The sequence below is a fragment of the Nocardiopsis rhodophaea genome (assembly GCF_039530945.1).
Lineage (GTDB): Bacteria > Actinomycetota > Actinomycetes > Streptosporangiales > Streptosporangiaceae > Nocardiopsis_C > Nocardiopsis_C rhodophaea.
Map to the genome: position 1 here is coordinate 124,035 of NZ_BAAAPC010000015.1, position 20,871 is coordinate 144,905.

The window sequence follows — 20,871 nt, forward strand, 5'->3', positions numbered from 1 at the left end:
TATGCAACTACTCCTCTTATGTGAAACACTTCGATCTCGCGTGACGTTCCGCCAAAGGGGTGTGCGGCATGCGACGACAGGCGAAATCCGCCCCTTGACAGCGCCCCTGGCCACATCAGACCCTGTTGCGTAACACGCTGGTTGTTGCGCTGATAGAAACTCCGACGGTGAAGGTAGGGCTGCCATGGCCGCACCTCGTCCCGCCCCTCGGACCGTCCCCCGAATCGTGATCATCGGCGCGGGTATCGTCGGTTGCGCGCTCGCCGACGAACTCACCGTGCGCGGCTACACCGACGTCACCGTGGTCGACCAGGGCGACCTGTACCGCACCGGAGGCTCCACCTCCCACGCCCCCGGCTTGGTCTTCCAGACCAACGGCGCCAAGACCATGTCCGACTTCGCCCGCTACACCGTGCGCAAGTACGGCGCGCTGCGCACGGCCGACGGCCGCCCCTGCTTCAACCCCGTCGGCGGTCTGGAACTGGCCGCCACCCCCGAACGCCTCGACGAGCTGCACCGCCGCTGCGGCTGGGCGCGCTCCTGGGGGATCGAGGCCCGGGTGCTCGACCCCGACGCGTGCGCCGCCGCCCACCCTCTCGTCCACGCCGACCGGATCCTCGGCGGTCTGCACACCCCCACCGACGGCCTGGCCGCCGCCCTCCCGGCCGCGCGCGCCCAGGGCGAGGCCGCCGTCCTGCGCGGGGCGCGCTTCCTGGCACGGCACCGCGTCCTCGACGTCGAGACCGCCGGCGGGCGGGTCACCGGCGTCATCACCGACCAGGGCCACATCCCCGCCGACCTGGTGGTCTGCTGCGCCGGCATGTGGGGCCCGCGCATCACCCGCATGGTCGGGATGACGCTTCCGCTCACCCCCCTGGCGCACCAGTTCGGCTGGACCGGCCCAGTCCCCGCGCTCGCCGGGGCGCCCGCCGAGGCCGTCCACCCGATCCTGCGCTTCCAGGAACGCGACCTCTACTACCGGGAGAAGTTCGACCGCGTCGGCGTGGGCTACTACGGCCACCGGCCCATGCCCGTCGACCCCGACGCCATCGGTATGCCCGCGCCCGCGGCCGACGACGGCATGCCCTCGGAACTGCCGTTCACCCCCGACGACTTCGATCCGGCCTGGAACGACACCCTCGACCTGCTCCCCGACCTCACCGAAACCAAGATCGACGAGGGCATCAACGGGCTATTCTCCTTCACCCCCGACAACATGCCGCTGCTCGGGGAATCCCCCGACGCCACCGGATTCTGGGTGGCCGAGGCCGTCTGGATCACCCACTCCGCCGGGGTCGCCCGCGCCGTGGCCGAGTGGATCGTCGACGGCACCTCCACCTTCGACCTGCACGCCTGCGACATCAACCGCTTCCAGCGCCACCAGCTCGCCCCCAGCTACCTGCTCGAACGCGACTGCCAGAATTTCGTCGAGGTCTACGACGCCATTCACCCGCTCCAGCCGATGGAGGAGCCCCGCCCGCTGCGCGTCGCCCCCTTCTACGTCCGGCAGCGGGAGCTCGGCGCCTTTTGCCTGGAGGCCAACGGTTGGGAGCGTCCGCACTGGTACGAGGCCAACGCCGACCTGGCCGAGGGGCGCGGCATCACCCCTCCCGGTCCGTGGGCCGCGCGCTACTGGTCACCGGTCGTCGGCGCCGAGGCCCAGGTCACCCGCGAGCGCGTGGCGATGTACGACATGTCCTCGCTGATGCGGCTGGAGGTCACCGGACCCGGCGCCGCCTCCTTCCTCGACCGCATGACCACCGGGCGCGCCCACCGCGCCCCCGGCTTCGTCGCCTACTGCCTGCTGCTCGACGCCACCGGGCGGCTGCGCGGCGACATCACGATGGCCCGGGTCGCCGAGGACCACTACCAGCTGGGCGTCAACAGCCCGCTGGACCTCGACTGGCTGCGCCGCCATCTCCCCGCCGACGGCTCCGTGCAGGTACAGGACATCACCTCCCGCACCACCTGCGTCGGGTTGTGGGGACCCCTGGCCCGCGAGCTCCTGCAGCCGCTGGCCGACCACGACCTGTCCAACGACGGGCTGCGCTACTTCCGCTGCGCCCGCCTGCATGTCGGCGAGGTGCCGGTGCTGGCGATGCGCGTCTCCTACGTGGGCGAACTGGGCTGGGAGCTCTACACCACCCCCGACCTGGGATTGCGGCTGTGGGACACGCTGTGGCGGGCCGGGCGGCCGCTGGGGGTCATCGCCGCCGGGCGCGGCGCCTTCAACAGCCTCCGGCTGGAGAAGGGCTACCGGGCGTTCGGCGTGGACATGACCGACGAGCACGACCCCTACGAGGCCGGGCTCGGTTTCGCCCTGCGCATGGCCAAGGGCGACTTCCTCGGGCGCGACGCCCTGGCGGCGCGCGACCCGGACGCGGTCCAGCGCCGACTGTGCTGCCTGACCACGACCCCCGACCCCGCGGACACCGTCATGGGCGGCGAACCGGTCTACGTCCCCGTAGAGGACGGCGGGGGCGGCGGTACGGCCGGGTACGTCACCAGCGCCGCCTACGGCCACACCCTCGGCACCGGCATCGCCTACGCGTGGCTGCCGGCCGACCGCGCCGAGCCCGGCACCCAGCTGGAGATCGGCTACTTCGACCGGCGCATCCCGGCCACCGTGGCCACCGACCCCCTGTTCGACCCCGAGATGGCGAGGCTGCGCGCATGACGGGCGACGCACCCCTGTGGCGGAAGCGGGAGCCGGAGGACCATTACGACGTGGTCATCGTCGGCTCGGGCGGGCACGGCCTGGCCACCGCCTACTACCTGGCGAGCGAGCACGGCATCCGCGATGTCGCGGTGCTGGAGCGCGGCTGGCTGGCCGGCGGCAACATGGCCCGCAACACGGCCATCATCCGCTCCAACTACCTGTGGGACGCCAGCGCCGGGATCTACGAGCACGCGCTCGGGCTGTGGGAGGGCCTGGAGGAGGAGCTCGGCCGCCCCATGCTGCTCAGCCAGCGCGGCGTGCTCAACCTGGCGCACACCACCCACGACGTCCGCGAATCGGTGCGGCGGGTCAACGCCAACCGGCTCAATGGCATCGACGCCGAATGGCTGGCCCCCGAGGAGGTGAAGAAGCTCGTCCCCATCATCGACATCACCCCCGCACTGCGCTACCCGGTGCTGGGCGCCACCTACCAGCCGCGCGCCGGTATCGCCAAGCACGACCTCGTGGCCTGGGCGTTCGCCGCCGCTGCCGACGCGCTCGGCGTCCACATGATCGACGACTGCGAGGTCACCGGCTTCCAGCGGAGCGGCGACCGCGTCGTCGGCGTGCACACCAGCCGCGGCCCCATCGCCGCGGGCAAGGTCGCGCTGTGCGCCGCCGGGCACACCTCGGTCCTGGCCGAGCGGCTCGGCCTGCGCCTGCCGCTGCAAAGCCACCCGCTCCAGGCCCTGGTCACCCAGGTGCTGGAACCGGTCATCGACACGGTGGTCATGTCCAACACCGTGCACGTGTACGTCAGCCAGGCCGACAAGGGTGAACTGGTTTTGGGCGCCGGGATCGACGCCTACAACGGCTACGGCCAGCGCGGCTCGTTCTCCACCATCGAGAACCAGGTCGCGGCGGCCGTCGCGCTCTTCCCGATCTTCGAGCACGCCCAGCTGCTGCGCACCTGGGGCGGCATCGTCGACGTGACCCCCGACGCTTCGCCCATCATCGGCCCGACCCCGTTCGAAGGCCTCTACCTGAACTGCGGGTGGGGCACCGGCGGGTTCAAGGCCACACCCGGCGCGGGGCACGTCTTCGCCGACACCATCGCCAACGGCCGCCCGCATCCGCTGGCCGCGCCCTTCGGGCTGGAGCGGTTCACCACGGGGGCGCTGGTCGACGAACACGGCGCCGCGGCCGTCGCCCATTGACCCGGCACACACCCACCCGGCACGCCACGAAGGAGGAACCTCGGATGCTGCTCATCCCCTGCCCCTGGTGCGGCCCCCGGGACGAGGCCGAATTCCGCTACGGCGGGCAGGCGGGTGTCTCCTACCCGCGCGACCCCTGGGCCCTGGACGACGGCGCCTGGGCCGAGTTCCTGTTCGTCCGGGACAACCCCAAGGGTTGGTTCGCCGAGCGCTGGTTCCACACCGCCGGGTGCCGCCGCTGGTGCCACGTCCTGCGCGACACCCTCGACAACCGCATCGCCGCCTCCGGCCCGGCCGGAACCCAGCTGCCCGCACCCGATACCGGCCGAACCGGAGAACGCGCCGACGCGGCGGCGTCGGATCCGGCCCGCTCGACCCGGGGGAGCCGGGCATGAGCGGCCGCCGCCCCGACTGGAACGACCCCACCGGGGTCGAGGCGCCGTACGTCGGCGTCGTCTTCGACGGCCGCGCCCTGACCGCCCGCGCCGGGGAGCCGCTGTCCGCCTCGCTGCTGGCCGCCGGGGTGCGCACGGTGGGCACCTCCATCTCCACCGGACGCCCGCGCGGCGTGTACACCGCCGACGCCGCCGAGCCGTGCGCCTACGTGCGGGTGGACTCGTCCCCCGGCGAGGCCATGGCCCAGGCCACCCGCGTCGAGACGTACGACGGCCTGCGCGCCGCTGGGCTGGCCGGATACGCCCGCCTGCCCGACGACCGCGAACCCGCCCGCGCCGACAAGTCCTGGGCGCACTGCGACGTCCTCGTCGTCGGCGCGGGCCCGGCCGGACTCGCCGCGGCCCTGGCCGCCGCCCGTGTCGGAGCGCGGGTCATCCTCGCCGACGAGCGCCCCCACCCCGGCGGCGACCTGCTGGGTTCGCGGCGCCACATCGACGGGACGCCCGCCGCCGAGTGGATCGCGGCGGCCCTCGCCGAACTCCACTCCCACCCCGAGGTGCGCGTGTTCACCCGCACCACCGTCACCGGCCACTACGACCACGGAGAGCACATCGCGCTGGAGCGCCGTCCGCGGCAGGACGCGACCGGCAACGTGCCGGACGCGCGGCCCCGGCCCGTCTCCTACCGGCTGTGGCGCATCCGCACCCGCCGTACCGTCCTGGCCACCGGCGCCGGTGAGCGGCCGTTCGCCTTCCAGGGCAACGACCGCCCCGGCGTCATGCTCGCGGGCGCCGCCGCCCGGTACGCCTGGCGCTACGGTGTCCTGCCCGGACGCCGCGCCGTCGTCTCCGGCTGCCACGACGAGGCGCTGTGGGCCGCCGTCGACCTGCACGACGCCGGAATCGAGCTCGCCGCCGTCGCCGACGCCCGCCCCGCGCCAGGAACGGCGCCGGTCGCCGCGCTGCGCGAGCGCGGCGTCGACGTCCTCACCGAACACGCCGCCACGCGGACCGTGGCCACCGCCGACGGCGTGCTGTCCGACGCCGCGCTGGCCCCCGTCGACCGCCAGGGCCGGGTCGCCGGGCCGGACCGGACCTTCGCCTGCGATCTGCTCGCCGTCTCCGGCGGCCACGACCCCGCGATCGCCCTCGCCTCACACACCGGCATGCGTCCCCGCTGGTCGCCGCCGCACGCCGCGTTCCTCCCGGGCCCCCTGCCCGACGCCACGCACTGCGTGGGCGCGGCGGCGGGAACCCGGAGCGCCGACGCCGCCCGCGCCGCCGGACATCGCGCGGGCCAGGCGGCGGCCGTCGCGGCGCTGCGCACCGACGGTACCGTCCCGGCTCCCCGGGCGGCGGACGGCACCGAAGGGCAGACGAGTGAGGAGGACGGGACCGGCGACGCGGCGGGCGGCGCACCGCCCATGGCGCTGTGGGCGGTCACCGCGCCGCACAGCGACGCCGCGCTGACCTTCGTCGACCTGCACCGCGACGTCACGCTCGCGGACCTCCGCGCCGCCATCGATGCCGGAATGACCTCCATCGAGCACATCAAGCGCTTCACCACCGTCGGAACCGGCCCCGACCAGGGGCGCACCTCGGGCGTCCTCACCGCCGGGATCGTCGCCCAGTGGCTCGACCGGTCCATGGACCAGGTCGGCGGCGCCCGGCAGCGCCCACCGGTGGCGCCCGTCCCGTTCGCCGCCCTGGCCGGGCCGGACCGCGGGGACCTGCTCTACCCGGCCCGCCGCACGCCCATGCACGACTGGCACGTGGCCCACGGCGCGGTGTTCGAGGACGTCGGTCAGTGGAAGCGGCCCCGCTACTACCCCCGCGGTGAGGAGGACATGCGCGCGGCCGTGCTGCGCGAGTGCCACGCCGCCCGGGAGGGCGTGGCGGTGCTCGACGCCTCCACTCTCGGCAAGATCATCGTGTCCGGCCACGACGCCCCGGTGTTCCTCGACCGCATCTACACCGGGAAGTTCTCCACCCTGCGTGTCGGACGCTGCCGCTACGGCGTCATGTGCGGCGCCGACGGCATGGTCCTCGACGACGGCGTCGCCGTGCGCCTGGCCGACCACTCCTACCTGGTCACCACGACGTCGGGCAACGCCGAGACGGTGCTCGCCTGGCTGGAGGAGTGGGCCCAGGAGGAGTGGCCGGATTTGTGCGTCCACTTCACCCACGCCACCGACCACTTCGCGACGGTCAGCGTGGTCGGGCCGCGCGCCCGCGACGTCATGGCGCGAATCGCCCCCGACCTGGACGTCTCCGCCGAGGGCTTCCCGTTCATGACCTTCCGCGACACCACCGTCGCGGGGGTCTCCGCCCGTGTGCTGCGCGTCAGCTTCACCGGCGAGCTCACCTTCGAGATCTACGTCAGCTCCTGGTACGGGCGTGCCGTGTGGGAGGCGGTCATGGCGGCCGGGGAACCCCACGCCATCACTCCCTACGGCACCGAGACCATGCACGTCCTGCGGGCGGAGAAGGGGTTCATCGTCGTCGGCCACGAGACCGATGGCAGCGTCACCCCGATCGATCTCGGCATGGAGTGGGCGGTCTCCAAGCGCAAGGACTTCGTGGGCAAGCGGTCGCTGAGCCGCGCCGACACCGCGCGCGAGGACCGCGAGCAGCTGGTAGGGCTCCTCCCCGACGACGCGGGCCATGTGCTGGCCGAGGGAGCGCAGCTGGTGGCCGGGCCGCCGGGTGCCGCGCGCAATGCCCCCACCGACAGCTCTGCGGCGTGGCCGACGCCGACCGCGCCCCCACCGCGCCCGGCCCCCACCCAGGGCCGCGTCACCTCCGCCTACGACAGCGCGGCACTGGGCCGCACCTTCGGGCTCGGCCTGCTGCGCGGTGGCCGCGAGCGGCACGGGGAACGGCTCTACGCCGTGCACCTGGACCGGATCGTCCCGGTGACCGTGACCGATCCGGTGTTCTACGACAAGGAGGGCCTGCGACGTGACGGATGAGACGATGACGGCCGGGGTTCCGGCCCCGCGCGCCGAACCGCGCAGCCCGGCCGCCCACCTGGCCGACCGCCTTGGCGGAGCGGGCTCCGCCGACACCGCGCTCCTGCGGGAAGTGCCGTTCCTCGCCCAGGTCGAACTGCGCGTCGACGCCGACGAGGAGGAGACCGCCTCCCGGCTGGCCAGGGAGTTCCTGGGCTGTCCGCTGCCCGATGCCGGACGCGCTTCGGGCGGCGGCCGCCCCTACGTGCTGTGGTGCGGCCCCGGCTGGTACCTGGTCATGGACGGCGGTGCTACCGGGCGCGGCCTGGCCGCCGGGCTGCGCGCGGCCCTGGGCGGCGAGTACGGCGCGGTGTGCGGCAGCGTCGTCGACGTGTCCGCGCAGCGCGCGGTGCTGGAACTGCGGGGCCCGCGCGCCCGCGATGTACTGGCCCAGGGCTGCCCGCTGGACCTGCACCCGCGCGTCTTCGGGCCGGGTGCCTACGCGCAGACGCTGTTCGCCACGACCAACGTCGGCATCCTCCACACGGGGATGCATAGCACCGGAAACGGGGTAAGGGAGAAGAAGGGACTGGAGAACGGCGTGCCGGTGTTCCGCATCCTCGTGCGCGCGTCGTTCGCCGACCACCTCACGCGGCGGCTGCTGGACGCGATGGAAACCGAGACACGGGGGAGTGCCACCAGGGGCTGACGCTGGAATACAGGACCCATAAAACTGCGCTGACCTGCGTGGATGACAGATCGGACGCTCCTGTCCAGGGAGCGCTGACTTTCCCCCACTATCGTAGGACCATGGCTTCCAACGACCACCGCGCAGAGAAGATTCGGAACACACCACGAGGGGAACGGTCCGAGCGGGGGTCGGGTGGTGAAGCGGAGGCGACCAGGACAGCCTCCGGTAAGGATGGTGCGCCGGTGCAATCGGTGGACCGCGCCATCACCGTCCTGGAGATTTTGGCGCAGCACGGTGAGGCCGGAGTCACGGAGATCGCCGTGGAACTCGGCGTCCACAAGTCGACGGCCTTCCGCCTGGTGGGCGCGCTGGAACGGCGCGGCCTGGTGGAACAACCGGGGTTGCGCGGAAAATACCAGCTCGGTTTCGGCATCATCCGACTGGCCGGAACGATGGCGGCGGGGCTCGACCTCACCCAGCAGAGCCGTCAGGTCTGCGAGGACCTCGCCGCCGACCTCGGCGAAACGGTCAACATCGCGATCCCCAGCGGCGACATGGTCGTCAACATCGACCAGGTGCGCGGCTCCTCCGCTGTGGTCAGCCAGAACTGGATCGGCCGCCAGAACCCCCTGCACTCCACGTCGAGCGGCAAGGTGCTGCTCGCTTTCATGTCCCGGCCCGAGCAGCGCCGGATCCTGCGCGGAGAGCTGGAGGGGCTCACCCCCCGCACCATCACCGACCCCGACGCCCTGCGCGAAGAGTTCGAGAAAATCCTGCAGAACGGATACGCCACGGCCGTGGAGGAGCTGGAAGTCGGCCTCAACGCGGTCGCCGCTCCCATCCGCGGACTCACCGGCGAGGTCATCGCGGCGGTCAGCGCCTCGGGCCCCTCATACCGGATGGAGGAGAACCTCCTCGACGTCATCGGTGAATCAGTCCTGAAGGCCGCCGAGGAGATCTCCGCCCGCATGGGGCACATGGCCTCGGCCTGACCCCGCGTCCCCGCCCGCCCTCCGCCCCCATCGCCCACTCGATCCTTCCGGGCCACCGGCGCCCGCTCGCCCCTCCGGGTGTCAGTGGCGGGCGCCCGGGACCCGCCCCAGACCCGCGGCGACGATGCCGACGACGCGCTCGACGAGGACGTCGGGGCTGGGCGTGATGTCGAGGGTGACGCCCTCCTCATCGCCCTCCAGCGGTTCCAGGGTCTCCAGCTGGGAGTCGAGCAGCGCGGGCGGCATGAAGTGGCCCGAGCGCTCCGCCAGCCGCTGCGCGAGCAGGGATCCGCACCCGTGAAGGTGGAGGAAGCGGACATCGGGCGCCCCCGTGCGCAGGATGTCCCGGTAAGCGCGCTTGAGCGCCGAGCAGGCCACGACCGTCGGCGCGCCGCGCCGCTCGTGGGCGGCGATCCATTCCGCGAGCGAGGCGAGCCATGGGCGGCGATCCTCGTCGGTCAGTGGCACCCCAGCCGACATCTTCGCGATATTGGCGGCGGGGTGGAACCCGTCCGCTTCGGCCAACGGCAGGCCCAGGCGCTCGGCGACCCGTAGCGCGACCGTACTCTTGCCGCTTCCTGATACGCCCATGACGACGAAGTGCATGGTTTCCCTCCCGGTCGGCGGGCACGCGAGAATGTGACGTCCGTGCGCACCGCGTACCAATAGTGTTACCAATAATTCGGACCGGAGCGTCCGCGCCCCCGCGGCCGGCGCCGGTCCGGCCACAGCGAGGAGCCCGATGAGCGCCCACGCCGATCACGGCGGCCCGGCCCGCCGCACCCTGCACAACCGCGTCCTGGCGGAGCTGGGCCCGGCGATCGCGGCCGGCGAGGTCGAACCCGGCCACGTGTTCACGCTCGACCGCCTGGAGCGCGACTACGGGGTCTCGCGCACCGTGGCCCGCGAGGCCGTGCGGGTACTGGAGTCCATGCGCCTGGTCGTCAGCCGCCCCCGCACCGGCGTCCGGGTCCGCCCGCAGGCGGAGTGGAGCGTCTACGACCCCCAGCTCATCCGCTGGCGGCTGGCCGGCCCCGGCCGCATGGCGCAGCTGCGCTCGCTGAACGAGCTGCGCGCCGCGGTCGAGCCCCCGGCCGCGGCCTCCGCCGCCCGCCGCGCCGCGCGGGCGGAGCGCGACGCGCTGGTCGATGTCAACCGGCGGATGGCCGAGGCGGGGGAGCGCGGCGACCTGGCGGCCTTCCTCGACCTGGACATCGAGTTCCACCGGCGCATCCTGCGGCTGTCCGGCAACGAGATGTTCGCGGGCCTCTCCGACGTCGTCGCCGAGGTGCTCACCGGCCGCACGACCTACCAGCTGATGCCGCACCGGCCCCGCCCCCACGCGCTGCGCCTGCACGCGCACGTCGCCTCAGCGATCCACAGCGGCCTGCCCGAGGTCGCGGAGGCCGCGATGCGCGCGATCGTCATCGAGGTCGTGGCGGCCCTGGACGAGGCCGACGCCAACGCGGCGGGACCTCCGGACGCTCCGGGACTCACAGAACGAGGCTGAGCAGGTAGGCGAAGCCGAAGCCGATCACGCCGATCAGCGTCTCCATCACCGTCCAGGTGCGCAGCGTGGTCCGCACGTCCATGCCGAGGAAGCGGCCGACCAGCCAGAACCCGGAGTCGTTGACGTGGGAGAGCACCGTGGAGCCGCAGGCGACCGCGATGACGATCAGCGACAGGTCGATGGTGGACAGTCCGCCGGTCGCCTGAACCGTGGGCGCGATGAGCGCGGCGGTGGTGGTCAGCGCGACCGTCGCCGAGCCTTGCGCCACCCGCAGCGCCGTGGCGACGGCGAACGCCGCCACGATGATCGGCAGGCCGGTGGACTCCAGGCTGTGCGCCAGGGCCTCCCCGATACCGCCGGCCCGCAGCACCCCGCCGAACATGCCCCCGGCGCCGGTGATCAGGATGATCGAGCAGACCGGCCCCAGGGCCTCGTTGCTGATCTGTTCGACGCGCTCGCGCGGGTGCCGTCCCCGGCCGAGCACCACCATGGCCGTCACCGCGGTGATGAGCAGCGCCACGGGCGTCTGCCCGAGCAGCACCAGCACCCGCACCCACGCGGCGTCGCCGTCGACGGCCCCGATGGTGGAGAGCGTGGTCAGGCCGGTGTTGCCGAAGATCAGCAGCATCGGCAGCAGCAGGATCGCGAGCACGGTCGACAGCCGGGGCGCGTCGTCGTGGTCGGCCCCGTCGCCGAGGACGTCGTCGGGGACCGGGAGCTGGAACCGCCGTCCGGTGAACAGCGCGAACAGGTAGGAGGCCAGGTACCAGGTGGGCAGGGCGAGCAGCAGGCCGACGACCAGGGTGGCGCCCATGTCGGCGCCGATGAGGCCGGTGGCGGCGACCGGCCCCGGATGCGGCGGTACGAAGGCGTGCATGACGGCGAAGGCGCCCGCCACCGGCAGGGCGTAGAGGAGGACCGATCCGCCCAGGCGGCGGGCGACGCTGAACACGATCGGCAGCATCACGATCAGGCCGGCGTCGAAGAAGATGGGGAACCCGAAGAGCAGCGAGGCGACACCGAGCGCGAGCGGTGCCCGTTGCTCGCCGAAGGCCCTGATCAGCGTGTTCGCCAGGACCGCCGCACCGCCGGTGACCTCCATCAGGCGGCCGATCATCACGCCGAGGCCGACCAGCAGGGCGACGCTGGCCAGGGTGTCGCCGAAGCCGTCGAGCAGGGTCGGCACGATCTCGTCCGCGGGAATCCGGGTGGCCACCGCCACCAGCAGGCTGACCAGGGTCAGTGAGACGAAGGCGTGCAGGCGCACCTTCATCACCAAGAAGAGCAGGGCGGCGACGGCGCCGACCGCGATGAGCAGCAGCGGCCCGGTGCCGTAGGCGGGCTCGATGGCTTCCACGAGGTTGCCTCCCGAATGGTGCGCGCCGCGACCGGCGGGCGGGTGGGGTGGTGCGGGGCGGTGCGTGGGGGGATAGACGGGCAGAGGGGCTGGGCCCAGCGGCACCTGGGAGGCAATGGTAATACCATTGTGAACCGGTGTGATCCGCCCCGTTCGGAATTGTTATCCGGGTGCCCCCGCCGGTCGCCACCGCGCACGTCGGGCTCCGCGCCGTGCGCGACCCGCTCTCGCCCCGCCGACGGTCGTGGCGCTTGTTCGGGCACACCGGACAGAAACCAGGGCGCCCGCCCTGCTCACCTGGGTCCCCAGGCCCTGACGACCACGGAAGCCGCCCGGCCAACCGGGGGAACGCAGGGGGAAAGCGTGTGATCACCGGCGACACGGGAGCAGGCGCCGCCCTCCGTGGTGCGGTCCGCGATGACGGGCGAATGAGCACGAACTGGCGAAGCTGGGCGACACCGCGGACCTGGGACTGTCAGGATGAACTGGACAGCGCAACTGGTTTGCAGATAAACCAGTCGGTAACATCGCCGGAACGTGTCGTCGTGATCGGTGGTGGTAGAGCAGGCACCACCCCGCCAGGTGGCGGTGCCGCTGCCGACGCGGCGACGGCCCGTCCACGAGACTGAGGGCTCCACCGGTCCGACGAGGCGGCGATGGGAAGAACAGAGCGGATGCACAGGCTGACCAACCAAGTACGCCCGTACGCGTGGGGATCGACGGTCGCCATCCCACGCCTGCTCGGCCGCGAGCCCAACGGCCGGCCGCAGGCCGAGCTGTGGCTCGGCGCCCACCACGGAGCCCCCAGCACCCTGCGCACCGCTGACGGCGACACCACCTTCGACGAGCTCATCGCCTCCGCTCCCAAGGACGTCCTCGGCAAGCAGACCGTCAGCCGGTTCGGCGAACGCCTCCCCTTCCTGCTGAAGGTCCTCGCCGCCGAGGAACCCCTCTCCCTCCAGGCCCACCCGGACGCCGCGCGCGCCCGCGCCGGATTCGCCGCCGAGGAGGCCGCGGGCATCCCTCTCGACGCCCCGCACCGCAACTACCGGGACCCCCACCACAAGCCCGAACTCGTGCTCGCCCTGGAGCCGTTCGAGGCGCTGTGCGGCTTCCGCGACCCGCACGACGCCCGTGCGGACCTCGACGGCCTCGTCAGCGACCTGGCCGGGGCACTGCGCGAGGACCTGTCCGCCCCCGACCCGCACCGCGCTCTGCGCGCCGCCCTGACGCGCGCCCTCACCCTGCCCGGCGACGAGCGGGAACGGCTCGTTGGCGGGTTCATCGCCGAATGCGAGGAGCGCGCCGCCGCCGGTGTCGCGACCGGACAGCACAGCGGCACCGTCATCGAACTCGCGCGGCGCTACCCCGGCGACCCGGGGGCGGTGGCCGCGCTGCTGCTCAACCGCATCACACTGCGCCCCGGCGAGGCCCTGTTCCTCCCGGCCGGAAACGTTCACGCCTACCTGCGCGGGACTGCGGTCGAGGTGATGGCGAGCTCGGACAACGTCCTGCGCGCCGGTCTGACCGGAAAACACGTCGACGTTCCCGAACTCTTGGAGGTCGTCGACTTCTCGGTCCTCCCCGTCCCCTACTCCCAGCCGGTCACAGCGGACGGGCGCACCGAGTTCCGGCCGGGCGTGGGCGAGTTCGCCCTCGCCGTGCTCGGCCCCGGCACCATCGACGCGCGGTTGCCCGGCGGGGTGCCCTCGGTGGTCCTGGCCCTGGACGGCACGGCCGAACTCCGTGCCGAGTCCGGGACAGCCATGACCCTGAGCCGTGGCGAGTCCGTCTTCGTTCCGGCCGACTCCGGCGTGGTCAGCGCCCGCGGCTCCGGCCACGTGGTCGCCGCCACCATCGGCGACTGACCCGCCCGTCCCCGGCGGGCCCCCGCCACGCACCAGCCGCCCAGCCGCGGGCGGTCGTGCGGCTGTCGGTGAACAGAGCCGCGCGCGGCGCCCCGACGCCGTCACCGCCGATACCCTGGGGTGCTTATCTGTAGAGATCATCCTGAGGGGTAGTGACATGGCGCTTGAGCGTCCCGAAATCGACTTCATCGACGGCCCGCCCCCGGCGGACCTGGAAACCACCGACATCACCGTGGGGGAGGGCACACAGGCCGGGCACGGCTCCCACGTGGCACTGCACTACGTCGGCGTCGCCCACTCCTCCGGCGAGGAGTTCGACGCCTCCTGGAACCGCGGCGAGCCGCTCCGCTTCCAGCTGGGGCGGGGCCAGGTCATCGCCGGATGGGAGCAGGGCGTGATGGGCATGCGCGTCGGCGGCCGGCGCCGTCTGGTCATCCCGCCGCACCTCGCCTACGGCGACCGCGGCGTGGGCCCGATCAAGCCGGGGGAGACCCTGGTCTTCGTCGTCGACCTGGTCGAGGTCGCCTAAGCCGGGCCCCGGGCTCGACGCCGCGCGGGACCGCTAGGCGACCGCCCGCCGACCGCGGTCCCGCGCGATGTCCGCTGTCCGCAGGATCTCCGCCGCCACCGCACGGGGATGGTCGGACATGGGGATGTGCCCGCAGCCCAGCAGCGTGACCTGCCGGGCGTGCGGGATCCTGCGCAGGGCGCGCCGGGCGCCGCTGGGCGGGAGGAGGCGGTCGCGGTCGCCCCACGCGATGGTCACCGGGCAGGGGACCACCGAGGCGGTGAACGTGTAGGCCGCCACGTGCGGTGCGAGCCGCACATAGGGGGACCCGGCCGTGATCGCGCTCGCGTCGAAGGCGAGGTGCCGGTCGGCGGGGTCGGACGGGTCGCCGCGCAGCGCGCGCCGGGCGAGTGCCCGCCCTGCCGGGCTGTGCGTCGCGGCCCGCAGCACCGATGGCGGCACGAACGCCGCCACCTGGGCGGCGCCGGCGAGCAGCCGCGCGCCGGCCCCGGCGGGCGGTGGGTTGAAGCCGATGGGGGAGAGGGCCGTCACCGACGACGCCGCACCGGCTGCGCCTAGCTCCAGCGCGACGGCTCCGCCCAGGGAGTTGCCCACGAGATGCGGCCGGTCGAGACCAAGGTCGTCGCAGAACCGGCGCACCGTATCGACGAGCGAAGGGACATCGTAGGCACGCTCGACGTCCGGAGCGGGAGAATCGCCGAACCCCGGAAGGTCGAGGGCGATGACCTCGTGCCGCTCCCTCAGGTCGGCCATGACCGGGTACCACGCCTGGCGCCGGTGGCCCAGCCCGTGCAGCAGGACCACGGGAGTCCCGCTGCCACCGCGCTCGTAGACGATGCGTGTCGTGTCCATGAACATCAGGTGTACCCGATGCCGCGCGGGCGTGAAAACGACGAATGGGGCCAGAGGATGTCCTCTGGCCCCATTCGCCGCTTCCGGTGCGCGATACAGGATTCGAACCTGTGACCTCTACCGTGTCAAGGTAGCGCTCTAACCAACTGAGCTAACCGCGCCTATGCGAAGCATGGAGGCGGAGACGGGAATCGAACCCGTGTACAGGGATTTGCAGTCCCTTGCCTAAGCCACTCGGCCACTCCGCCACGAGCCGCGCTCGAGCCCGTGAGTGAACCCATGCGGCCTCTCCGAGCGGACGACGGGATTCGAACCCGCGACCCTCACCTTGGCAAGGTGATGCTCTACCAGCTGAGCCACGTCCGCGTGCTGTGGGGCTTTGCGCCCGACAACCGTTTTTTACTGCGAGCGGACGACGGGATTCGAACCCGCGACCCTCACCTTGGCAAGGTGATGCTCTACCAGCTGAGCCACGTCCGCGCGGAGGGGATCCGGCCCGACCCGGTTTCCCGGGGCGCTGCCCCCTCGCTGCGTTACGAACTCTAGCGGATATCGGCGCATGCGCGAAATCGAATGACCGACGGTGATGCCGCACGCTCTTGTGACGGGGGCGGCCGAGCCTCCGCACGGCCCGCTGACGTGGTGCGGGCCGTGCCGACAGGGAGCCGCCGACGCTGTACCGAGGTGTGGGGCCTCGGGGTGGTCAGCGCTCCACATGCGCGGGTGAGGTGGGCATGTCCGGGCGCGGAGGCGCGGACAGGTACTCCCCGACGCGTTCGATCACCTTGTGCATCTCGAAGGCGACGGCGCCGACATCGCAGTCGGTGTCGGAGACCAGCGCCATGCAGGCCCCCTCCCCGGCGGCCGCGACGAAGAGGAAAGCTTCGTCCATCTCGATGATGCTCTGCCGGATGCCGCCGGCGCCGAACTGCTTGCTGGCTCCCCCGGCCAGGCTGTGCAGTCCCGAGGTGATGGCCGCCAGGTGTTCTGCGGCCGAGCGGTCGAGTCTGCTGGAAGACGCCATCAGCAGTCCGTCGGTCGACAGCACGATGGCATGCTGCGTGCCTTGCGCGCGCGTAAGCAGGTCATCGAGCAGCCAGCTCAGTTCGCCAGGTGCGGTGCTCTGTGAGGTCATAGCTCTCTTGATCTGTGTTCGTCCGGGTGGGCGGCGCCCGGCGAGTTGCGACCGGACCAGCCCACACATGGCCCACCGAGAGGCTCCGTGTATACGGGGCCCCCATAAGCGTTGCCCAGATGATAGCCATTCGTAACACATGTGTCCGGTTCCCCGGGGTCAACCGGGAGTGGCGCGTCGGCGAACGGAGGAGAGATCACCGGCCGTTTCGTAACGGTACCCATCCGTAAGCGAGCTCTACAGGGGTCGGCCAGTGTTGGTCACAGGTCTTGCGCTGCCGCCCAGGCCAGGGTCGTCCCGCACGGGCCCTGCGGCGCAATGCCTCCCGCGTGTCGCGACCCAGGTGGCAGGATCAGGGCTGAAGGTCACTCCACGATGAGGAAACGCAGAACGAGGGGGATGAGGACGATGCGGGTGTGGATCGCCGGTGCCGGGTTCGGGCGGGGGCGCGTACTCGACGTAGAGGACGCCCAAATTCCGGTGCTGGACCACGGGATCACGGTGGGCGACGGCGTGTTTGAGACGGTGAAGGGGATCGGTGGGGAGCCGTTCGCCCTCAGCCGCCACCTGCGGCGGCTGGCCCGCTCGGCCACGGGCATCGGACTGCCCGCACCCGACCTCGACCTCGTCGCCGACGGCGTCCGCCAGGCGCTGGACGCCAATCCGGACGTGCCGTCGTCCCGGATTCGGATCACCGTGACCGGTGGGCCGGGCCCGCTCGGGTCCCACCGGACCGGGGGAGAGCTGACCTACATCGTCGCGATCGGGCCCTTCCCGCCCATCTCCCCCACCGACGATGTCGTGGTGGTGCCCTGGAAGCGCAACGAGCACGGCGCCCTCACGGGGATGAAGACGACCTCGTACGCCGAGAACGTGGTGGCCGTGGAGTACGCGCGCAAGCGGGGCGCGGGGGAGGCGATTTTCGCCAACACCGCGGGAAACCTGTGCGAGGGGACGGCCACCAATATCTTCGTGGTGCTCGGGGGGCGGTTGGTGACACCCCCCCTGTCGGCCGGACCGCTGGCCGGGATCACCCGCGAACTGGTCCTGGAGTGGGCCGGGGGCGAGGAGACCGACGTGCCGATGTCAGTGCTGCCGGATATCACCGAGGCGTTCCTGACCTCCTCCGGCCGCGACGTGCAGCCGATCCGCGCGATCGACGACCGGGTGCTGCCCGCGGCACCGGGCCCGGTGACGTCGAAGGTCATCGAGGTGTTCACCGAGCGCAGCGCGTCCGACCTGGACCCGTGATGGCGGGATCGGCACCGGAGACCGCGTGTCTCAGCACATCACCGCAGGTCAGACAGTAAGGAAAATGCCGCGGCTCCGAAGAGCCGCGGCATTTTCCTACGAATCCTGCCCGTTACGGGTTTTGGCCGCAGGCCGCGGGGTAAACCACCGACCGGAAACCTGTCCGTATTTCCCTGGTTTCGGACATGGTGGGTCGTGAGGGTGCTGATCCGGTGACCATCGGTTGCCCGTACGGTCCGTGTCGCGTATGGGACTCGGCGGGGTCGGGTGAATGCCGCGGCGCGACCGCGGCCGGCGCCTCAGGAGTAGAGGTGCCGCTCGATCTCGGAGTCCAGGTCGATGTAGTCGCCTTCCTGGCCCGCGGGCACGATCTCGTACGTGCGGTGCAGGAATTCCGCCAGCGGCGCGACCTGAGCGTCGAACTCGGCCTGCCCGAACGGAGAGGAGAGCGCGATGTTGATAGTGCGCTCGCCCTCGCCGCGGGCGGGCCAGACCTTCACGTCGCCCTCGCCGACGGGGCGCACGATGCCCACCGTCAGGAGCTCGCGGGCGAAGATCCACTCGACGGGCTCGTCCTCGCCCGTGTGGAAGGCCACCTTGATGGCGTAGGGGTCATCGGCGGTGTAGTCGAGCCGCGCGACCAGAGGGACCGCTGTGCGGTCGGGGACCACGAGCCGAAGGCCCAGCTCGGCGCTGGCAGTGGTGCCGCTACTGTTCATGTTCGCCGTACCTTTTCTCGTCCGGCCCCGCGTAGTGCGGGTCGGTTGCCGTCACCCGCTCTAACGCGGCCGGTCCAGACCTATGACGCGGAAAACCTCAGAAGAATTTGTTCTCGGATCCGGAGGGGGCATCGTCGCCACAGCTTCTCCGATCCTCCGTCACTGTAATGAGCTGGGGAAACCAGGAATTTCCGGATGATCTGTGTGCCGCGTCACGCACGTCAAGGGGGGTGGGGTGGGCCCCATGTCCGTTAAGCGTCCAGACTCCCCGCCGCTGAGGGGATTTCACGTTGTGCGTGCCCTGGGACGACCCGACGAACCGTGCAGTGAGACGTCGATCACAGCGCCGAACCCCTCCCGGGGAGCGGATGGCGCGTCAACCACCCCGTCAGATGCGCTAGAGTCTTACTTGTTCGCACCGCAGGGCAAGGCGGAGCCAACACAGCAGGGCGATTAGCTCAGTTGGCTAGAGCGCGTCGTTCACACCGACGAGGTCACTGGTTCGAGTCCAGTATCGCCCACTTGCTCAGGGGCCGACTCCATTATTTGGGAGTCGGCCCTTTTCGTTGGGTATTGGCGCTGCACGCGCCGTGGAACGGTGGCGGCAGAACGGCCCCACCCCACCGCACGATGGCCGGTGATTCCGGCTGCATCGCAGGTCAGCGCGGCCAGCGGGAGGAGCTGGCCCCCCGTCGGCCCGGGGCGCGGGCCGAGCAGAGAGTTGTCCGGATCTGGTCGGTGCAGAGCTCCGGATTCGTGGTGGCCGAATCTTGAAGCGGCGCTGCCCTGTCCCAGGGCCCCTACTTGCGGAAGCGCGACAGCAGGCCGTGGGGTCCCAGATGCCGCCGCTTGGCCCGCAGGGCGCGGTCCGTCGCCTTGACGGCCCAACGGCGGGCGAGGCGCAGCGGGCGCCGCGCCCACGGGAACTCGGTGGCGAGGATCGCCAGTCCCATGATGATCCCGCCAATGCCGGGTCCGGGAGTAACGCACATGATGACGCCCGCGATCAGGACGATGGTGCCGACGACACCGACGAGGATCTGCCAGGTCCAGTGCAGAGCGGGGTGGGAGTGCATGCGCATCCGCCAGATCCGCAGGCGGGTGCGGAATCTGCGCCACCGTCTGGATCGACGAGGAGGTGGCGCGGGAAGGGAGGATGTCGCCGGGTCCGGATCCTCTGTTCTGGTCACGGTGCTCGGAGAACTCGGAGACATGAGGTAACGATAGCCGCCCCCAGGCGCTAGATCTGTGACGGATGGCCCTGGACCGGAAACTTTTACCAGAACCACGCCAGGGCCTGAATCACGCACCCTCGGTTATGTCCTGGGGCGATTGGGGTGATTGCCGATGGAGGAGGAGGCCGCGGTCGTTTCGCCGGGGTGCTCAGGGTCGTACCCGTAGATCCAGTCGGCGGTGGCCATCTCGGAGTCGGCGAGGATCACGCGCCGCTCCTCGGTCTCGGCCTGTTCGAGTGCGCGCAGCGACGCGCAGATGGTCGTGTGCACCTCCTTGACGCGCCGGCTGCGCACCGTCGCGTACTCGGCCAGCGCCTGGCCCACGGTGAGGGGTGTCGAACGGCGCAGCTGGTCGGCCAGCACGATGGCGTCCTCCACCGCCAGGTTGGTGCCCTGGGCGAAGTACGGAAGGGTCGGGTGCGCGGCATCGCCCATGAGCGCGATCCTCTCGGAGTGCCACACCGGCACCGTCGTCCGCTCCTGCAGCCCCCAAGCGCCGATCCACTTGGCCGAGGACAACAGCGTGTGCACGTCGGGGTCCCAGCCGTGCAGCGCGCGCCCGAGGTCGTCGATCCGGCCCGCGGCCGTCCACGAGTCCGGACGGGGCTCCCCGGTCGGGATCAGCGCGTTGAAGCTGACCGTCGTCCCGCCCGATACCGGGTAGCAGGAGAAGTACCGGTCCGGTCCCATCCACACCCGCATCCGGGGCTCCGCCAGGTGCTCGGGGACGCGGTCGGACCGGATCAGGCCGCGATAGATCACGCGCCCGCCCGGACGTGGCCGCTCTTCGTTGAGCAGTGAGCGGATGATGGAGTGCACGCCATCGGCGCCGATCGCGGCGTCGCCCCTTACCTCCTGCCCATCGGCACACCGCAGGGTCACGGCGTCGCTGTTCTCCAGGACGTCGGTGACGTAGTGCCCGCGCCGAACGCAGTCGGGCGGCGCGGCGGCCAGCAGGATGCTGTGCAGGTCGGACCGGAGCATGGTGTAGAAGGGCGCGCCGAAGCGCTTCTCGAACTCCGCACCCATGGGAATGGAGTGCACCAGGGTGCCGTCGGCCCAGTGGAGCATGTCCCGGCTCTCCAGGCGCACGCCGACCTCGGCGAAGTCCGGGCCCAGGCCCAGCCGCAGCAGCGGGCGGGCCGCGTTCGGTGCGAGCTGGAGGCCCCCGCCCACCGGGGTGACCTCCTGTGTCTGCTCCAGTAGGACGGTCTCCACTCCGCTGTCGCGCAGAGCGGCCGCCAGCGTCACCCCCGCGATGCCGGCGCCCACGACGACGATCCGCACGGAACCTCCTTGTGTTGTCCGACCCCACCCCGTGTGACTCCCCGACTTCAATTCCTACCCCGGCACGGGCGCGGTGGCACCCGGGTTTCCCCGCTGTTCGTGAGACCGGGGCAGCGGCGTGGTGCCGGTATCGGTTCAGGGAACGAGCGGGAACCCCTACGTCAGTCAGTACTATTGAGGGAATCGGAGACCGTCCCTGGGGCAGGCCGCGACGGCCAACGTC

At 71.6% G+C, this 20,871-nt stretch carries 17 protein-coding genes and 5 tRNA genes; 11 read left to right on the forward strand and 11 right to left on the reverse strand.

What is annotated here, in order from left to right; translation table 11 throughout:
* Positions 1-184: 184 nt before the first annotated feature.
* The 6 genes from ABD259_RS17440 to ABD259_RS17465 all read left to right on the forward strand — a co-directional run bounded on the left by ABD259_RS17440 (position 185) and on the right by ABD259_RS17465 (position 8,905).
* Positions 185-2,677 carry a GcvT family protein gene (locus ABD259_RS17440; RefSeq protein WP_344163930.1) on the forward strand — a complete coding sequence of 831 codons (2,493 nt, stop codon included), beginning with the start codon at positions 185-187 and terminating at the stop codon, positions 2,675-2,677.
* Positions 2,674-3,876 carry a sarcosine oxidase subunit beta family protein gene (locus ABD259_RS17445; protein WP_344102343.1) on the forward strand — a complete coding sequence of 401 codons (1,203 nt, stop codon included), beginning with the start codon at positions 2,674-2,676 and terminating at the stop codon, positions 3,874-3,876. Before ABD259_RS17440 ends, ABD259_RS17445 begins: the two co-directional genes overlap by 4 nt.
* Before the next feature lie 44 nt (positions 3,877-3,920).
* Entirely contained in the window at positions 3,921-4,271 is a 351-nt protein-coding gene (locus ABD259_RS17450; RefSeq protein WP_344102341.1) for a sarcosine oxidase subunit delta, read from the forward strand.
* Entirely contained in the window at positions 4,268-7,243 is a 2,976-nt protein-coding gene (locus tag ABD259_RS17455) for an FAD-dependent oxidoreductase (protein ID WP_344102339.1), read from the forward strand. The genes ABD259_RS17450 and ABD259_RS17455 overlap by 4 nt, the downstream gene beginning before the upstream one ends.
* A complete protein-coding gene (locus ABD259_RS17460; protein WP_344102337.1) occupies positions 7,233-7,931 on the forward strand; it encodes a sarcosine oxidase subunit gamma in 699 nt (232 codons plus the stop codon). Before ABD259_RS17455 ends, ABD259_RS17460 begins: the two co-directional genes overlap by 11 nt.
* A gap of 224 nt (positions 7,932-8,155) precedes the next feature.
* Complete coding sequence (locus ABD259_RS17465) at positions 8,156-8,905, forward strand: IclR family transcriptional regulator (protein ID WP_344102335.1); 750 nt, start codon at positions 8,156-8,158, stop codon at positions 8,903-8,905.
* 81 nt (positions 8,906-8,986) lie between these two features.
* Here the strand turns inward: ABD259_RS17465 and ABD259_RS17470 are convergent, their stop codons facing one another.
* The gene (locus ABD259_RS17470; protein ID WP_344102333.1) at positions 8,987-9,511 is read right to left on the reverse strand and encodes a gluconokinase; all 525 of its coding nucleotides are present in this window, start codon (positions 9,509-9,511) and stop codon (positions 8,987-8,989) included.
* A 136-nt stretch (positions 9,512-9,647) separates the two neighbouring features.
* Here ABD259_RS17470 and ABD259_RS17475 point away from each other — a divergent pair, with 136 nt between their 5' ends.
* On the forward strand, positions 9,648-10,415 hold the full coding sequence (locus ABD259_RS17475; RefSeq protein ID WP_344102331.1) for a FadR/GntR family transcriptional regulator: 768 nt from the start codon (positions 9,648-9,650) through the stop codon (positions 10,413-10,415).
* Here the strand turns inward: ABD259_RS17475 and ABD259_RS17480 are convergent.
* Positions 10,399-11,772 (reverse strand): GntP family permease, encoded by a 1,374-nt coding sequence (locus tag ABD259_RS17480; RefSeq protein ID WP_344102329.1) that lies wholly within the window; start codon positions 11,770-11,772, stop codon positions 10,399-10,401. The two genes, ABD259_RS17475 and ABD259_RS17480, sit on opposite strands and share 17 nt — an antisense overlap.
* 674 nt (positions 11,773-12,446) lie before the next feature.
* Here ABD259_RS17480 and manA point away from each other — a divergent pair.
* Together manA and ABD259_RS17490 are read left to right on the forward strand one after the other, a co-directional pair.
* On the forward strand, positions 12,447-13,640 hold the full coding sequence (gene manA, locus ABD259_RS17485) for a mannose-6-phosphate isomerase, class I (protein WP_344102327.1): 1,194 nt from the start codon (positions 12,447-12,449) through the stop codon (positions 13,638-13,640).
* Between the two features lie 157 nt (positions 13,641-13,797).
* Positions 13,798-14,169, forward strand: coding sequence for an FKBP-type peptidyl-prolyl cis-trans isomerase (locus ABD259_RS17490; protein WP_344102325.1), 372 nt, complete (start codon positions 13,798-13,800; stop codon positions 14,167-14,169).
* A gap of 33 nt (positions 14,170-14,202) precedes the next feature.
* Here the strand turns inward: ABD259_RS17490 and ABD259_RS17495 are convergent, their stop codons facing one another.
* The 6 genes from ABD259_RS17495 to ABD259_RS17520 all read right to left on the reverse strand — a co-directional run bounded on the left by ABD259_RS17495 (position 14,203) and on the right by ABD259_RS17520 (position 16,156).
* The gene (locus ABD259_RS17495; protein WP_344102322.1) at positions 14,203-15,021 is read right to left on the reverse strand and encodes an alpha/beta fold hydrolase; all 819 of its coding nucleotides are present in this window, start codon (positions 15,019-15,021) and stop codon (positions 14,203-14,205) included.
* A gap of 87 nt (positions 15,022-15,108) precedes the next feature.
* Positions 15,109-15,182, reverse strand: a tRNA-Val gene (locus tag ABD259_RS17500).
* A gap of 12 nt (positions 15,183-15,194) precedes the next feature.
* A tRNA-Cys gene (locus ABD259_RS17505) sits at positions 15,195-15,269 on the reverse strand.
* A gap of 45 nt (positions 15,270-15,314) precedes the next feature.
* Positions 15,315-15,387 (reverse strand) — tRNA-Gly (locus ABD259_RS17510).
* Positions 15,388-15,428: 41 nt separating this feature from the next.
* Positions 15,429-15,501 (reverse strand) — tRNA-Gly (locus tag ABD259_RS17515).
* Between the two features lie 223 nt (positions 15,502-15,724).
* Positions 15,725-16,156 carry a roadblock/LC7 domain-containing protein gene (locus ABD259_RS17520; RefSeq protein ID WP_344102319.1) on the reverse strand — a complete coding sequence of 144 codons (432 nt, stop codon included), beginning with the start codon at positions 16,154-16,156 and terminating at the stop codon, positions 15,725-15,727.
* A 408-nt stretch (positions 16,157-16,564) separates the two neighbouring features.
* Here ABD259_RS17520 and ABD259_RS17525 point away from each other — a divergent pair, with 408 nt between their 5' ends.
* On the forward strand, positions 16,565-17,407 hold the full coding sequence (locus ABD259_RS17525) for an aminotransferase class IV (protein ID WP_344102317.1): 843 nt from the start codon (positions 16,565-16,567) through the stop codon (positions 17,405-17,407).
* Positions 17,408-17,706: 299 nt separating this feature from the next.
* Here ABD259_RS17525 and ABD259_RS17530 read toward each other — a convergent pair whose 3' ends face one another.
* Positions 17,707-18,126, reverse strand: a complete 420-nt coding sequence (locus tag ABD259_RS17530) for an SsgA family sporulation/cell division regulator (RefSeq protein WP_344102315.1) — start codon at positions 18,124-18,126, stop codon at positions 17,707-17,709.
* A 447-nt stretch (positions 18,127-18,573) separates the two neighbouring features.
* Between ABD259_RS17530 and ABD259_RS17535 the strand changes: the two genes are divergently transcribed.
* Positions 18,574-18,647, forward strand: a tRNA-Val gene (locus ABD259_RS17535).
* Between the two features lie 279 nt (positions 18,648-18,926).
* On the opposite strand, the gene ABD259_RS17540 is transcribed toward ABD259_RS17535, so the two are convergent.
* Both ABD259_RS17540 and ABD259_RS17545 read right to left on the reverse strand, forming a co-directional pair.
* On the reverse strand, positions 18,927-19,208 hold the full coding sequence (locus tag ABD259_RS17540; protein ID WP_344163933.1) for a PGPGW domain-containing protein: 282 nt from the start codon (positions 19,206-19,208) through the stop codon (positions 18,927-18,929).
* A 234-nt stretch (positions 19,209-19,442) separates the two neighbouring features.
* A complete protein-coding gene (locus tag ABD259_RS17545) occupies positions 19,443-20,648 on the reverse strand; it encodes an FAD-dependent monooxygenase (protein WP_344163936.1) in 1,206 nt (401 codons plus the stop codon).
* Positions 20,649-20,871: the final 223 nt, after the last annotated feature.